This is a genomic window from Corynebacterium mustelae, from assembly GCF_001020985.1.
In the GTDB taxonomy this organism is placed as follows: domain Bacteria; phylum Actinomycetota; class Actinomycetes; order Mycobacteriales; family Mycobacteriaceae; genus Corynebacterium; species Corynebacterium mustelae.
Genome location: NZ_CP011542.1, coordinates 841,680 through 858,122, shown reverse-complemented (window position 1 = coordinate 858,122; position 16,443 = coordinate 841,680). Strand labels below are relative to the sequence as shown.

Below are 16,443 nucleotides of genomic sequence, written 5' to 3'. Positions count from 1 at the left end.
TGCATACACTTGGGGTGAGCACCAATTGGAAGAACTACAAAGGAATTTAGGCACATGACACTTTCGGTTCGCGCTGATTCGTCGCGCTTATTGGCCGCATCACTGGTGGCAGCTTCAGCCATTGTGCTTTCGGCATGTTCTTCCAACGACTCGCCACCGGTAAGTTCGACGGCGCCTGCACCTGTGTCGGCGGCGTCGACACCCACGACGAGCCAGTCGACTAGCTTGTCGACGACGGAAGCGTCGAGCTCCAATAGCGAAACCCCGTCAAGTTCCAGTTCGCGGTCCACAGTTAATTCCGCAGTAGCCGAAACCCAGAAAAAGTTTGGCACGCTAGCACCCGATACACTATTTGCCCAGTTTGATACCTGCGACCCTAACGGGGTGGAGGATTCCATGGCGTGCACTGGTAAGGATGTGGGCCAGTTCCAATTTTTTGCCTCGGATGCCAAAGCCGCATCCACCACTCAATTGCTCACCGGTCTGCGTAATTCCCGGGTGATCAAAGATACCGGGCGATTTGTTGTGGGATGGTCCACCTTAGGCAACACGGCAATCATTACCGTCGTGGACAATGAGGAAGGGTTGGTGATGCAGCAAATGGTATCGACCGACGAAATCGACCCCACCAAACGCATTCACGAACTAGGACTAGCGGAAAATGCGGACCAGGCGGCGTCGAAAAGCAGCACGGAAGCCGAACCAACCGACGCAAAAACTAGCCTAGACTAGCGGCAGCCTTCCACGTCCTTGCCGTTGGCATAGCGATCCATTTGATCAATCGCCTCTTCTAACGTATCCACCGCAGCCACGGTCATGGTGCCGAAACTCTTTCCGCGCAATTCCCCACAGTTCGACCTGGGGGCAAGGAATAATTCTGCGCCACTATCCGCCGCCGCTTTGGCTTTGTGCACTACTCCGCCAATGTGCCCCACAGCGCCGTTATCGTCAATCGTGCCGGTACCCGCGACAAATTTCCCACCGTTGAGTTTGCCTGGCGACAATTTATCGACCACCGCAAGCGCAAAAATCATACCTGCCGATGGGCCACCGATATCGTCCAAGTTATATTCGACGGTGATATCTTCAGCTGGAACCGTCACCATAGAAATACCCAACAACGGCATAGTCGGGTCATTCGGATGGGTTGCCAAAATAACTTCCGCATCCATGCGCTTATCATCACGGACAAAACTGACCGTAACAACCTCACCAGGGCGTTTCTTACGCACCAATTCCTGTGCATGTCCCCCGCTTTTCACATCGGTGCCACCGATAGCGACGATGCGATCGCCTACTTCCATCACATCATGAGCTGGGGAATCAACCACCGTATCGGCGACTTCAACTTCCAGTGGCTTATTAAGGTAACGCAAAGCCGCCGTGGTAGCCGCCGATTCAGACACCAAAAATGCTTGCTGATTTAGCTCGTTGACCTCATCTTCTGATTTATCTTGCGGAATAACCTGCTCGATTGGAATGAGGTTATCGCCACTAAATAACCATCTACTCGCTGCCTGCATTACCGTCATATTGGTACGCACCGACACCGTGGTCATATTTAGCTTACCTGCGGTTTCATCAACCTCAGTACCTGTGATATCCACCACCGTAACCCCATCAATGTCCCCCAAAGTGTTAAACGTTGGGCCCTGCCCCTCCGCCGCATAGGGCACGGTTACGGAAATATTGGTGCCCGGAATGGATGTCGTGTTCACAGCCACCAACAGCGCAAGCACTGGAACAGCACCAAAGACCAAGGTTCGGATACGTCGATTCACGAATAACTAGCGTACAGCACGCCCCCACCACGACTTCAAGCCGACGAATTAGGGCGCCGTTCCACCACGCGGCCCGGCGCGCCGCGTCCCGTGGAACCGGATGGGAAACTTTGATCGGTGAAGACCTGTCCAAGTGTGCTTCTTCCCAAGTGAGATTCTCGCTCCGGAAAATTCCATACTGCCTAGTAACCTGACCGCTTTCGGACCTAGCCCCTGTTTCTGACAGGGGGACATCTCGCTGCAACTCGACTTTTCCGGATGCGGAACCGTGTTTTTCCGTAAATGACGGTAAATAGGTCGAGTTGGGCTTGCCTTGCTAGAGGCGCTGGTTTCGCACATCCCGCCCAGGGTGCGTGTTATTGATTGTGAGCTCGACCAATTCGAAGCCGACGCATGGATTCCTGCCATTGAGTACATACCAGATAAGGTCGAGTTGGCGATTGTGACCGTTTGTATAAACCAATGCCAACAAACCCCAGTTAATCCAAGTTTGTGTGGATTCAACCTTATAAGCAGTGGAATTCGCTTCCCATACCATCCCCCCACCCACACCTTGGCAAGAAAGCTTCAATTCATTGTCACGGGTTTTGCTTTTGATATGGTGTGCGTTTTCCGGCTTCCGCGACAGGCTGCACCGCACCGGGCGCTGGCAGCGAGATAACAATCTGATGTCAGCTGCCTGTGACATATCCGGATTCTAACAAAACCCCCAGGTGAACTCTCGATGTTCGCTAACAGCGTTGTCGTGCTAATGGCATGAACTAGGTAGAAGTAGGTAGCGTTTAGGTCATGAATAGCTTTGGATTTTCTTTCGGATTTGGCCCCCGCGATGACGACGAAAATAACCGCGACAATAACAACCCATTCGGTGGTTTTAGCGGCGGAATTGGCGACGTTTTAAATGAGTTTGGCCAAATGCTTTCTGGTTTAGGTTCGTCCATGAATTCACCGGACGGCGCTGGCCCAGTCAATTATGCGGTAGCCGAACGTATTGCTAGGCAACAAATAGGAAAAACACCGCACGTAACCGCCAGCGAAGAAAAAGCAGTTGCTGATACTGTCCACCTGGTCGAACTTTGGCTTAACGACGCCACATATTTACCCGCCTCGGAGAACACTGTTGCGGCTTGGAACGCCGAGGACTGGTTTAACAATACCCTCCCCACCTGGAAACGTATGGTTACCCCAGTCGCGCAACAGATGAACCAAGCAAAAATCGACTCCATGCCGGAGGAAGCCCGCGAAATGATGGGGCCGATCTTGGGGATGATGGACCGAATGGCCTCAATGAACTTCGGCCTGCAACTAGGAAACGCCCTTGGTGACTTGGCAGTACAGTCACTTTCCGGCTCCGATTTTGGAATCCAATTAGCCCCTAACCACACCACGGCTTTATTACCAGCAGCAGTTGCCCGCATCTCAGAAGAGGTGGGGGTTTCCCACCAAGATGTTTTGGTCTACTTAGCTGCACGGGAAGCAGCACGTCAGCGTCTATTCCGTCACGTACCGTGGCTAACAGAACGGCTTATTTCTTCAGTTGAGGAATACGCCGCTGGCTTGGAAATCGACACCTCTGCCATGGAAGAAGCCATGCGCAGCTTGAATATCGAATCCCAGGATCCTGCCGCCATCCAGGATGCGATGGCGCAATTGCAGGACATGAACTTAGAACCAACAATTAGGTCCCGTAACGAAGGTGCCACCATTCGACTCGAAACGCTACTGGCTTTGATTGAAGGGTGGGTGGAACTAGTGGTCACCGAGGCAATGGGTGACCGGGTACCAGCGACCGCAAAATTAAACGAGGCATGGCGACGACGTCGAGCCACCGGCGGGTCAGCAGAACGTGCGTTCTCCTCCGTCGTCGGCATTGAATTCGCTGCTCCTAAAGTAAACGAGGCGACTGAACTGTGGCGACGCATTACCGTCGCAGTTGGTACCAAACGACGCGATCAAGTGTGGGATCACCCAGATTTCCTTCCGTCTGCAGAACACTTAGAAAACTCGGCAGAGTTTATCGACACACTGCTTGACGATTCCGACACCAGCACTTTCGACCCCATCGCCGAGATCACCGCGCTGGAAGAAATGCTGGCGCAACAACCGGAGCACGACCATAAAGAAAACCCCGTTTCTGACACCGATACGGATACGTCCAAAAAAGAAAAGGACACATCCGAATCAGATGAAGCACCAGATAACGACGCTTCTTAATCCTTCCTACCGAACATCCGTCCCCCAGTCAACGGGCAGGAGCCTGGTAGCAATACTGCCAGGCTTCTAAAAATCCTTTGGCCCGCTCCGCTTGGGGGGCTTTGTCTGCGAAGTACCAAAAGTCTTTCGAATGCCCATCTGTGATAAAAGTGTGAACTAACTCATGAACAATCACCGCGTTCAATACGTAGTCAGGCACATTTTGCAGCCGATGAGAAATCCGAATATCCCCGCTAAGAACTGAACACGACCCCCACCGATAATTCTGGTTAGTCACCCATCGAATAGAACCGATCAAAGCTCTACCACCGAGTACATCTTCATTTAGCCGCCTGGCTCGCTGCATGAGATCCGCGTCGCTGCGCACGGTGGAGGTTTTCTTCGCTTTGAGTTTCGCCACTACTTCCTCAACAAGCCGCTGCTCCTCAGCTGGGTCCAGCAAGGCAGGCACCCGCACCTCAATGCGGTCGTCGACAAGCCGCGCCGCGATCGATTTACGACGCCGCGTCGAACGAATCACCTCAACTTTGGGGGAAAACTCCTCAGAATGCATGACAAAACATCTTAGCGTGTGCCATTATGAATATATGTTGGGGGAAGAAAGAAACCACTTTTCACTCACAGCACGGTTAGCCAGTGTGCCACCACTGACAGAAACCACAACCACTACCTCACAGGCCGAAGAGCAAGCGGCCACTCAAACAGAAGTGATGTTAAGCCCAGCGGCGCATATCCTCACCAGGGATAGCACCGCGTTGCAATTCGGGCTTGACGCCACCACTGCCGGAATTTTCCAAGCCCGGGCGCCTATCATCCGGCTGTTAAGCCCCATTCTTAGCGCGTGCATTCGCCCCACCTCATTGACGATACTACGCCGACGAATCGCAATGACTGGGTTGGGTTACCCGCAATCCGACCAACTCATAGATGACCTACTCAACCACGGTGTTCTCATCCCGGCGCGCCAGATCACCTTAGCGGTGTTAGGGACATCCCCGTTGGCGCATACTGTCAGCAAGGTTCTAACTGAGCTGGGCATTACTGTGCGGCGCCCGCGCCAGGGCGATTCTGATTCCAAGTTTATCTCACAACTTTCGTGGGATATTCCGGTGGTGACTGCCGGAAAGTTGGGATCAAAGCGGCGTATAGCACAACAACTGGCCAGGTGGCCTGATGTGATACCGGTTTCGATGGTTGATGCGACTGGCGTTATCGGACCCGTTCGCGTTGATGGGGTGGGGCCCTGTTTACAGTGTGCGGAACTCTACCGCGCGAGCGTAGATCCACTGTGGCGTTCAATGACAACACAGATGCCACTGAATCCCCGACGAAATCCGGTTGTTGAATATACAGTGGCCGCCCGGTTAGGGGCGCTGCTTCAACCACGCTATCCAGCACCTGGGGTTGTGAATAAGCACCTTGAGCCCGGAACTGTTATTGAGGTTTCACCTTTTAAGGAGGTCGAATCGGAGTTTATAATCGCCTCGCATCCTATTTGCCCTGCCTGCTGGTCGGCTGCGTAGTCACAAACGGCACGGCTTGGTGGTTGAGCATAAACTGTGGTGTCCCAACCTCACAGGTGGGTGTGTCGACAAGCGCAGAGTAGTTACTGAAACCTGGCAAGTGTCGCTAGCAGGTCTTCACCATAGCGTTCGAGTTTAACCTCACCGACACCGGGGATGGCAAGTAGTTCTGCTTCGGTGGTGGGGAGGTTTTCAGCTATGGCCATCAAGGTGGCGTCTGTGAAGATGATGTATGCGGGAACATTGTTATCTTTAGCAACCCCTGCCCGCCAGGTGCGGAGAGTCTCAAACACTTGAGCATCGGCGGTTGATGGGCAATCGAGGCACCTACCGAGGACTTTTTGTTGCGGATCGGTCAACGGCTGGCCGCATACTTTACAGCGCGTCGCGCGTTTCTTTCGGGTGGTGGGCGTGTTGTTGCTTGCCGAATCATACACGATGTCATCTAAAAATCTGGTGCGTTTTCGGCTGGCACGCCCACCTTCCTGGCGTGCGGCCGCCCATGAGTGGTACAGGTATTCCCGGGCTCGGGTCACTCCCACATAGAACAATCGCCGTTCTTCTTCGATTGCTTCGTCGCCGGATTTCACAGCGTGACTGATAGGCAGGGTTCCGTCGGTTAGTCCAACCAGGAAAACCGCATCCCATTCCAAACCTTTCGCGGCGTGCAGCGATGCTAAGGTAACTCCTTGCATCGTGGGTGGGTGCTTCGCCTCCGCCCGTTGCTGCAATTGGGCTAATAACCCGTGAATGTCAAGGTCGGGGGTGGCTTGCCCTAATTCATGGCTAAGTTCAACTAAAGCATTGAGGCTTTGCCACCGTTCGCGGGCTTGGGTTCCTGCGGGTTCCTCGGCGCTAAGCCCCATGGGCACCAACACGGCTCTAACTAGGTTGTGTATCTTTGCGCCGATTGCATCTTCTGGCACATCGTCCCGATTACTTACCCGAACCAATTGGCTGATGGCTTGGCGAATTTCTGGGCGTTTGAAGAATTCTTCACCGCCGCGCACCTGGTAGACGATTCCGGCTTCGGAAAGCGCCTGTTCGAAGGTAGCGGATTGTGCGTTTATCCGGTATAAGACCGCTATTTCCGATGCAGGCACACCGCTATTTAATAGCTTCTTGATTTCTGCAACCACTCCCCGAGCCTCAGCTGGTTCGTCATCATACGCGTGAAATTGTGGATTCGGGCCAGCCGGGCGCATACCAACCAATTCCAGCCGTGTGCCGGCCGCCCGGCCGGCGGCTTTACTGATGACCGTATTGGCAAGCGTGGTGATCTCCGGGGTGGAACGGTAGTCGCGTTGTAGTTTTACCACGGTGGAATTAGGGTAGGTCCGCGAGAAATTTAATAGATAGTCCGGGCTTGCACCGGTAAACGAGTAGATTGTTTGGTTGGCATCGCCAACTACGGTCACGTCGTCGCGTTCTCCCAACCAAGCCTCAAGAACTCGCTGCTGCAGCGGAGTAACATCTTGGTATTCGTCGACGACGAAGGTGCGGTATTGCTGCCGGAATTCCTCAGCGATTGCGGTGGAATTTTCGATGGCGCCAGCCACATGAAGCAATAGATCATCGAAATCAAGAAGCATTCCCTCAGGTGCGACCTTCGATTCCTCGTATCGGTTATAAATCTTGGCGATGGTTTCTGGTGGGCAGGGGGTGCGGCGAGTGCCCACTTCTTTCACGTACTGTTCTGGGGTTATGAGTCGCGATTTCGCCCATTCGACTTCGCTTAAGATATCTCGGACATTCTCCACCGAGGAATCCACTCCGGCTGCCCGGGTGGCTCGCCCCACTAGTGGGAATTTATTATCCAACAGCCGCCACCGCAGGTTTCCTGCTACTTGCGGCCAGAAGTAGCTCAGTTGCCGCATCGCCGCAGCGTGAAACGTGCGGGCTTGCACGCCGCCGATCCCCATCAGGCGCAGTCGGTGTGCCATTTCACCTGCGGCGCGTTTGGTGAAGGTCACCGCCATGACTCGGTTGGGGCTGACGAAACCTTGGTCGATAAGATGCGCGATTCGGTAGGTGATGGTGCGGGTTTTACCGGTGCCGGCGCCCGCGAGAATCGCCACTGGCCCGCGTGGCGCGGTGGCGGCTTGGCGTTGATCGGAATCAAGATCGTCTAGGTTTATCACGAATGCACCCATTCCATAATTAATGATCGTGCCAAAGACCCTGCACCAGGTAGAGCTATGGCACCAGAAAGCACGTCGGTTTTAGATACCCATCGAATATCCGTCAATTCGCCATCTAATTCGCCGACGGGGAATTCATCAGTAGTAGTGGCGGAAAACCCCACCATGATGGAACCAGAATACGGCCAGGGTTGACTGCGGAGATACCGGATTTCTGAAATTCGACGGCCAGTTTCCTCCCAGGCTTCCCGGGTCATGGTTTCTTCAAAGGTCTCCCCCAACCCTACATAGCCCGCGATCAGTGAATAGTAACCGGGGCGCGCCGCGTTTTGCGCCACCAGGATACGATCGGAATCACGTAGCGAAATTATGCCGATCACAGCCGGATCTATCCGGGGAAATACCGCCTTGAGGTGCTTGTCTCCTCGGTTTACGGTTCCGATAAGATGGTCGGAAAAATCCAGCGGCGCGCCGGTGAGCGGATCAAACCGGCACGATTCCCGGTGGTGTAAAACCGCCAAGGCATAGATAGCCAGGGAATCATTGGTGCGAGAAATTCGCTTGTCGACGCCTTCCGGTGCGCATTGGTCAAGGTTGGCGACCCGCTGCACCACGAGAGGTTCCCCATCTGGGGTGTCTAATGGGAAAGCCGGAACCCCCGCGATTTCGGTGACCTGCAACGGCGCCCCGGTGACGTCGACAAGCGTGCGGCCGTGGGAATCAAAAACTAGCGCGCTCACTGGTCCTTCACATCGTTGCTAAAGACCCGTCGAACATACAACAACCGGTCACCGGGTTCCACAGTTTCCGCTTCCAAGGAATCGATTCGGTATAACTCGCCGGAACGCACCACTCCCAAGACAATATCCGCGAGGTGACGCGGGTTTGCGCCCACTTCATCTTCCGCAACTGGCCGCTCAGCAACGGAGAAACCTTCGTCTGGCGATAGCAGATCCTCCATCATTTCCACAACAGATGGGGTGACGGTGGCTAAGCCCAACATCCGGCCAGCTGTTTCCGAAGAAATCACGACGGAATCTGCCCCTGATTGTTCTAGTAGATGCTGGTTTTCGCTCTCCCGCACGCTGGCGACAATCCAGGCGCTTGGGGCCAATTCTCGCACCGACAATGTCACCAACACAGCAGTATCATCTGTACTCGGTGCCACCACGATGGCTTTAGCTTTACCCACCCCCGCCAGACGCAACACCTCCGAGCGGGTGGCGGAACCAACAACCGTCACCAAACCCGCATTGGCTGCTAATTCCAGCGCCGATTGGTCGGTATCAATCACCACGATGTCTTTGGGGGACGTCCCGTCTGCCAGTAGTGCAGAAACGGCGGAACGCCCCTTGGTGCCGTAACCAATGACGATGGTGTGGTTGCGCAATTTTTTCCTCCAACGTTGAATCTGCCAGGTACGTCTCGATTCCTCGGTAAGCACCGATAAGGTGGTGCCGACCAAAAGTATCAGGAACGCAAGACGCAGCGGCGTAACCACAAAAATATTAATCAATCGAGCTGACTGGGTAACCGGGGTTATATCACCGTAACCCGTGGTGGACAACGTAACCGCCGAATAGTACAACGCATCAATAAACGTTAAATCTTCGGAATAACCATCTTTTTCTATGTACGCCACAACCGCGACGATGGTTATGAGGATAATGGCTATGACGAACCGCCTAGCAATCAGCCGAAGCGGACTGACCTGCATTTTTGCCGGGATGCTGATAACATTCAGCAGCGCATGCTCTGGGGTTTCCGGCGCTTGCGTTTCCGCACGAAACCGATCGGCAAACCTATTCGGCATTTGACTTCGCTCCTGAAAAACTAAAATTTTTGGCCCAAAACATAACCTACGTTGATATCCATCCCAACACGGTGCTCAAGAAACCCAAGGTTACCACTATTAGTCCATTTCTACCGCTTGGGCAAACACCTCTCCTAACTCAGCTTCAGAAGGTAAGCCTGCAGCGCTTACAAGTTCGTCATCACGTACGTAATAAAATGACGCCCGAATATCTTGTGGGGCGATCCCCTGCAACTGCGCCCAGGCTAACCGGTACACCGCCAATTGCATCGAAAGAAACCGCATGTCCGCTTTAGTTGGCGGTCGGCCGGTTTTCCAGTCCACAATATGCCAGCCATCTGGGTCTTTAAAGATCGCGTCCATCCGACCGCGAATGACAATTCCATCGATGGCTACCTCAAAGGGTTGTTCCACAAACATCGGCGTCCGATCGGCGAACTGCCCGGAAACAAACGCATCTTTGAGTTCCTGCAATTGCACCGGACTGATTTCTTCATCCATGCCAGGTAACTCCGACTGATCTAACAGCGCCGCGCCACCGAAGCGTTCCTCCAGCCACATGTGAAATTCGGTTCCGCGTTTAGCGTATTGATTCGGCTTAAACGGCACTGGACGACGTTGTCTTTTGGCAAATTGTTCCGGGTTTTGCTTTAACGCGACCACATCGGTTGCGGTTAATTCCCGCGCCAATTCGACTGAAACTACGCGAGCTTTCATGCGCTCGTGTTCGTCGATAAGCGCTGAAACGTCTTTTTCCCACAACGCAAAAATATCTTTATCGTCGTTGAACGGAATTTCCGATTCACGGGCTTTTCGCACCCGGGCGGCGGCCGCCATGAGAGCTGAGGAGGTAGCGACATCATGCGCAGGTCGAGGGAATAATCCCTCACGTGGTCTAGTGGAGTCATGCGTGGGGTTAGCTTCCCCATCGAACCATTCCACCACGCAATCTGGCGCGTGTTCTTTGAGCAAAAGGAAGTTTTCGTAGGGCTCGGATTGTGTCGTGCTTTCGGGGTCAAGTTGCTGGGAAGCGGTAACAAATAGTCGCTGTTCAGCGCGGGTGATCGCCACGTAAAACAGCCGGGTGTTTTCCTCCGCAGCGCCTTGTTTAAAAGCATCGATATGCTCTTTGCCTGCTTTTTCAAATTCGCTTCGATTCTCTGGGCTTACGGTATCAAACACCGGTGAGCCCACCTGGTCACCGTCTTCCGCAACATCGCCACGCAGCGTGGAGGGCACAGCAGCAACATTGGTAAGCCAGGTGGACACCCTAGCTGCATACGTGCGGTTATCAGCATGCAAAACGCAAACGGTTTTCCACTCCAGCCCCTTTGCTTTGTGTGCAGTTAAAATTTGCACCCGATCGCTGCGCACCACCACTTCCCCCGGCGTAAGTCCATTATCTTGGCTGCGAGCAATGGTGAAATAATCTAAAAGCTGCTGCAACGTAGCATCCGCCACGGTGGCGAAACTTGCCACTTCGCTATGCAGCTTATCCAAGTGCACTGTGCCCGCAGCCCCATCGGTGTGAGGGTTTTCGCGGCTTAATACTTCCGTACGTATCCCCATCACACGTTCAATGTCGGCGAAAATATCCGGCAGACTTTGACCTGCTGCAACTGTTTGCCTAAGGGCACGTAATTGACCACTTAACCGCATGAGCCTTCGGTAGCCTTCTGCGCTGTAGGATTCCGGCTCCCCTAAATCCGCGATTGCGTCGGTTAGGCCCACGACGGTTTCGGGTTCCGCTGGCACTGTTTGATTGATAATCGCAGTTAGCTTTTCCATAGGGTCGGCAATGACTTCGGTGTCAACCGTTTCAGCTTTACTGCGACCCGCCAAGTTCGCGGCACGCTTGGCCAACGCAGTAATATCGGCAACCCCGAGCCCCACCATCGGTCCCGCCAGAATGCGTAACGCCGCCTGGGAATCTGTAGGCCGAATAAGCATGGTGGCAATGGCAACCATATCGGCAACCTCAGGTATGTCAAGCAACCCACCCAAACCCACGATTTCTACTGGTACACCCCGCTTGTGAAGTTCCAGGGCCATTGCCGCCATATGTGCACGTTTGCGCACCAAAACCGCTGCGGTGAATGGTTCATCAGTGCTCGTATCGTGGTATTCGGTAGCCAATTGATCCGCAATGAATTCTCGCTCGGCTTCGCCGGTAGCAAAAAACCCTAAAGCTACATCACCGGCGGGAACGTCCGGCAATGATTCTAGGGGTTGCACCGGGCGGCGTGGGTCGGTTGCTGGCCCTAAAACGGTGGCTGATACTGCGTTTGCTAAGGCCAAAACCCGGGGTGGGTTACGAAAGCTCATCGTTAATTCTTTTTTAGGCGCTACCGCCCCATCAGCCGCGAAGTCAGTGACGAATCGTTCCAGGTTAGCTGCGGTTGCGCCGCGCCACCCGTAAATAGACTGCATAGGATCCCCCACTGCTGTAACCGCGCTGCCAGCGAATAAAGTGCTAAGCAACACCCGCTGCGCATGGCTGGTATCCTGATATTCGTCTAACAATACGACCTGGAACCGATTACGCAGCGTTTTCCCCACTTCGGGGGCTTTTTGGGCAAGCCTGGCGGCCAACGACATTTGTTCACCGAAGGTGGTGAGATTTTTTTCTAACAAATGGTCTTTTAACGCCTGAGCCAGTGGTAAATATTCCAACCTGGTTTGTTGGGTGTCCTTCCATTTCTGCATGGTTTGGTTGAGCGCATCCCGCTGCCTGGGGCCTTTAGGTAATGTATCGAAAAGCTCCACAAACGGTGTGGTTTCTTCCCACACATCCTTAGCACTGACCATGTGGCTATCGAGCTCGGATACCAGCGCCAGTAGGGTTTCTACAACGGTGGCGGGCTTATTGCTGGTGGTCAACACTCCGCCGTAGGTTTCGACAATGGAATATGCGATCCTAAACAGCTCTGAGTTAGTAATGACCCTGGAGCTTGGTTCTACTGGCAGCATGAGCCCAAATTCACCGATGAGTTTGCCAGCAAAGGCGTCATAGGTGGAAACCGTAGGTGCAATGGCTGTCAAACTGCGAACCAATTTTCCGCTGGGGTCCAGCACACCGATATCCGGGATACCTGCCAATTGTTCCAACCGAGTGCGGATACGTTTTGACAGCTGTTGGGCTGCCTTTCTGGTGAAAGTCAAGCCTAGTACCCGCTCCGGTTCAATAAGACCATTGGCCACCAACCACACCACCCGGGCCGCCATTGTTTCGGTTTTTCCAGCACCGGCACCAGCCACCACCAACAATGGCCCTAATTCGGATTCGATAACGTCAGCTTGCTGTGGGGTGGGCGGAAATTTCTGCCCTAACAGCCCCGATAACGCGATCGGGTCAACCGTGTCAGTTTGCTGTGGCATACCACCAGACAGCGTGGTTGACTGCGCAGCGTTGTGTGCACCGGCTGGCGTATCTGTTGCCATGGATTGTGCTCCTCACGGTTGTGTTTGGTTTTGGTGTCTGGTTTTCGCAGGTTTTTTGCCTGATCGGTTTGGTTTTGTTTTTAGGTTTCGGTGGTCCCTGTTGTCGGGTGGGTCAGCCACTGTCCGGTATCACGTGCTGGGCACAGCACTGATAATTGGCAGCTTCGGCAGTGCCGATTGGTGGTGGCACGCAATACTGGGCCGGAAAGTTCCTCGACAAGCGGCGGTAACGCGGCAGCAAACTCTGCCAATTCTGCGTCGCTTTTCGACGCCTGGGTTACCGTAGCGATAGTTTTGCCTGGTTTTTCCGGATAGACCAAGCTCGCCCCGTCCACCTTGATGCCCGAACCTGAGACGATGGCAGCGTCTGTGTCGGTTAATTGCCCATGCCGCAACGCTAATTGATACGCCATGAGCTGAACGTGGTTTTGGGTTTCGTCTTTAGTAGGCCGATTGATCCCTGATTTGAAATCGACAATGTGATAACCACCATCGTCGGTTTTCTCCAACCGGTCAATCCGGCCGACGAGCTGCACCCCGTTTGGTAGCTGAACATTCGCGGCGATCTCCACCCCTACCTGTTCAAATACTGCCCGGGTGGTCTGCAACCACAGCGCTGTTCTGTCGAGGGCATCTTTCCACACATGAATTTCGTGTTCTTTTAGCCACTGTGGTGCTTTTACAATGGAATCGAACGCGGTGATGATAGCTTCCCGTGCGGCATCAACATCGGCACCGGTAGCAATAGCTTCTGCAAATGCGTGTAGCAAAGTACCCCGAAGCAACGCTATGGGGGTTTCTTCATCGGTGAGCACCTGGTGCAAGGTTGCCCGCAGTGGGCATTCCAAGCCAGCTTCAATGCGCGACGGCGATAACCGTTTGACTGTTAGCTTTGTGGTTTCGCTGCTGTCTGCGATCCCCCACCACTGCGTTGGGTCAGCGCCGGGGATTCCGGCGTCTGCTAGCCGTGCCAATTGACGCGCAGCTTGGTCTTTGGCGCGTTGGTTCACTTGTGGATTGATAAGTGCGCGCCGTAGTTCCGCCACAATTGCAGGTACCGACAACAATCGAGTGGTGTAGCTGTCTACCGGCTCGGCTAAGCCAACCGCCTTGCCTGCATCTGGTGTGGTTTCAGTGTCAACAGCATCGAGTAATTCGAAGAGATCTCCTTGGTGCGGCCGCGTAGCCTCAACCAGATTCGGGGCTTTTGCCGTGGTTTCGTCGGCTGGTTGCGATGTAATCGTCTCGTTGGTGTCTGCTGTTAGAGCTTGCCCCGCGTGGTTATCGTGTTCAGCGACGGCGGCGTTGTATTCAGCGAATTCGCGCACAAACCGGGAGGGTTCGAGTGCTTCTTCGGCATCTGGCGCATCGACTGCGGTAATAAATAACGCCCGGGTAGCGCGGCTGGTTGCCATATGAAAGAGACGACGTTCCTCGGCAAGCCGTTCCGCCGCCCGGGAGATGGGGGTTCCAGGTTCGATGCCGTCATCGATCAGGTCGACGAGTTCTTCCTGGCCGAATAAAGTACCAGTTTCCCCCAGTGAGGGCCATTGTCCTTCCTGCACCCCGCAGACGACAACAGTATCCCATTGCTGGCCGGAAGTTGCGTGCGCGGTTACGATGCTGACCGCCTCTGGTGTAGCTAGTCGACGATCGCGTACACCAGTGGGTAGTTCTTGTTCCCGAATATGGGCAATGAAGGAGTCGATGCTGGCGGTGGGGCGTCGTTCCACCCAGTCGCCGGCGGCGTCGAAAAGCGCCATCACTGAATCTAAGTCGCGATCCGCTTGGGAGCCTGCCGCCCCGCCTCGCAAGCTCACAGCCAGCAAGTGTCGATCCAGATTGGTGGCGGACCAGATATTCCACAGTATTTCTTCGACCGAACCGGGTTGCCTTCCGGCTGCCAAAACGGTGCGGATGCGTGAAAGAATATCCAGTTCCCGCTGGGTAAGTTCTGCAGTTACGTCAGCTAGGAAATCCGGATCTGGTTCCGCATCAAGCACAATATCCGCAAGTATGTCGATGGCACGGCGCATCATGGGGCGAGACGGCATATCAGCTGTTTCGCTGCTTGCACGGTGGTAGCGCAATTCCACTTTGCGTAGTGCCCGAAATAGCCGACGCAGCGTGACAGCATCGGCACCACCGATTGGGCCTAGCACGAGTTCCTCCAGTTCGCTGGGGGTGATTTTTTCCCGTACTGCACGAACCGCCAGCAGCAATGCCGCGACGATGTGTTGTTGGCTGAGCACAATGTCGGTGGGATCGATATGGACCGGCACTCCTGCCGCCAGCAACCCGCGTCGAATCGAGGCGATCATACCGACAGATCGGACAACTACTGCGATGTCTTTCCAGGCAACACCATCTATTAAGTGGGCACGTCGGATAATATCAGCGACTACTTCCTGTTGCTGTCCAACGGATTCGAGTTCGCGATATTCCACTCCGGCAGCCCCAGGTTGCGCCACTATCCGGTGTGGTATGTGCAGCTTAAGTTCGTTATCCACCGGGTAGTCGGTAAGAAAAGTGGGCCTAGCTCCCCTAAACCGGTAAACGGATTGCTCTGGATCGCCAGCGATGACCGCGAATGACGCTCGCTGAATTAATTGGGCCACCAACTCAGCGGATTTTGGATCTAAATGTTGGGCGTCATCGACAATAATGGTGGTGAAATTTGTGTCGGGAAGCTCCGTCTCTAAGACCATGCTGACCAGCTCGGATGCGCTTAATGAATGCGTGCCGCCAAGCGCCATAATTTGTTCGTATTCTCGAAGAAATTCCCCCGCTGCACTCCACATGGGGCGGTCGTAGCTGTGGCCTAATTCTTCCAAGTCCTCCGGGCTTAGGCCGCGTTCCACAGCACGTAAGAGGAAGTCACGTAACCCACGGGCGAAACCCACCATGCCGATGGCCTCGCGGCACTGCTCCGGCCACCTGGGCATCCGCATTTCAATGTGGCCAGCCAGTAGTTCTCGAATTACCGCATCTTGTTCCGCGCCGGTAATCAACCGAAGGTTTTCTTTTTTGCTGCTGCGCAGTAGTGCAAAGGCCAGCGAGTGTATTGAGCGCACCATCGTGCTGGCGGAGCGGTACGAATCGCCGGCAACTCGGGCGACAATACCGCGCCTGAGCCGTGAGGCAGCTTGTTTCGAAGCCGCAATGACCAGGATATTTTCCGGGCGCTCACCGGATGCAATTCGGTGCGCGATGGTATCGAGTAGCAACGAACTAACCCCAGTACCAGCGCTTCCGATCAATCGCCACACCCCCTGTTGTTCGGAAAAAAGGGGGTTATCCCACTCACGTTGCGGGTTATGACTTTCTGGCCGAACCAGTTGCACCCGTACCGCCCCTATGGGCAGGGCGATTTCTTCTAGGTCAGTGCCCTCAACACGGGTGTGGTCATACGCTTGTGTTTTATCCATGATTGCAGCTACCAGGTGGGAAAATGTTTAGAGGTTTGTGTGACTTTATCACCTAAGACTAAGCCGCTTGTGTTAAAAGCAGTCGACTGCGTTGCTCTGATT

10 protein-coding genes are annotated in these 16,443 nt (G+C 54.3%); 3 read left to right on the top strand and 7 right to left on the bottom strand.

Translation table 11 applies throughout. The features are described 5' to 3' along the window. Positions 1–54 precede the first annotated feature (54 nt). Entirely contained in the window at positions 55–732 is a 678-nt protein-coding gene (locus tag CMUST_RS03970) for a hypothetical protein (protein ID WP_047261424.1), read from the top strand. Here the strand turns inward: CMUST_RS03970 and CMUST_RS03965 are convergent. After that, the gene (locus tag CMUST_RS03965; RefSeq protein ID WP_047261423.1) at positions 729–1,781 is read right to left on the bottom strand and encodes a YlbL family protein; all 1,053 of its coding nucleotides are present in this window, start codon (positions 1,779–1,781) and stop codon (positions 729–731) included. The genes CMUST_RS03970 and CMUST_RS03965 overlap by 4 nt on opposite strands. A 789-nt stretch (positions 1,782–2,570) precedes the next feature. Between CMUST_RS03965 and CMUST_RS03955 the strand changes: the two genes are divergently transcribed. Continuing rightward, positions 2,571–3,995, top strand: a complete 1,425-nt coding sequence (locus CMUST_RS03955; protein WP_047261421.1) for a zinc-dependent metalloprotease — start codon at positions 2,571–2,573, stop codon at positions 3,993–3,995. 28 nt (positions 3,996–4,023) lie between these two features. Here the strand turns inward: CMUST_RS03955 and CMUST_RS03950 are convergent, their stop codons facing one another. Continuing rightward, positions 4,024–4,548, bottom strand: coding sequence for a M48 family metallopeptidase (locus CMUST_RS03950; protein ID WP_047261420.1), 525 nt, complete (start codon positions 4,546–4,548; stop codon positions 4,024–4,026). Positions 4,549–4,633: 85 nt separating this feature from the next. On the opposite strand from CMUST_RS03950, the gene CMUST_RS03945 reads away from it, so the two are divergent. Beyond that, positions 4,634–5,518, top strand: a complete 885-nt coding sequence (locus CMUST_RS03945) for a hypothetical protein (protein ID WP_236690153.1) — start codon at positions 4,634–4,636, stop codon at positions 5,516–5,518. 83 nt (positions 5,519–5,601) lie between these two features. Here the strand turns inward: CMUST_RS03945 and CMUST_RS03940 are convergent, their stop codons facing one another. From CMUST_RS03940 to CMUST_RS16775, 5 genes are all read right to left on the bottom strand, one after another. Next, entirely contained in the window at positions 5,602–7,659 is a 2,058-nt protein-coding gene (locus CMUST_RS03940; RefSeq protein ID WP_047261419.1) for an ATP-dependent DNA helicase UvrD2, read from the bottom strand. Continuing rightward, positions 7,656–8,399, bottom strand: coding sequence for an NAD(+) diphosphatase (locus CMUST_RS03935; protein ID WP_083987408.1), 744 nt, complete (start codon positions 8,397–8,399; stop codon positions 7,656–7,658). The genes CMUST_RS03940 and CMUST_RS03935 overlap by 4 nt, the downstream gene beginning before the upstream one ends. After that, a complete protein-coding gene (locus CMUST_RS03930; protein WP_047261418.1) occupies positions 8,396–9,472 on the bottom strand; it encodes a potassium channel family protein in 1,077 nt (358 codons plus the stop codon). The genes CMUST_RS03935 and CMUST_RS03930 overlap by 4 nt, the downstream gene beginning before the upstream one ends. A gap of 99 nt (positions 9,473–9,571) precedes the next feature. Continuing rightward, positions 9,572–12,850 (bottom strand): ATP-dependent helicase, encoded by a 3,279-nt coding sequence (locus CMUST_RS03925; protein ID WP_047263356.1) that lies wholly within the window; start codon positions 12,848–12,850, stop codon positions 9,572–9,574. A gap of 143 nt (positions 12,851–12,993) precedes the next feature. Then, the gene (locus CMUST_RS16775; RefSeq protein ID WP_158408195.1) at positions 12,994–16,341 is read right to left on the bottom strand and encodes an ATP-dependent DNA helicase; all 3,348 of its coding nucleotides are present in this window, start codon (positions 16,339–16,341) and stop codon (positions 12,994–12,996) included. Between the last annotated feature and the right edge of the window lie 102 nt (positions 16,342–16,443).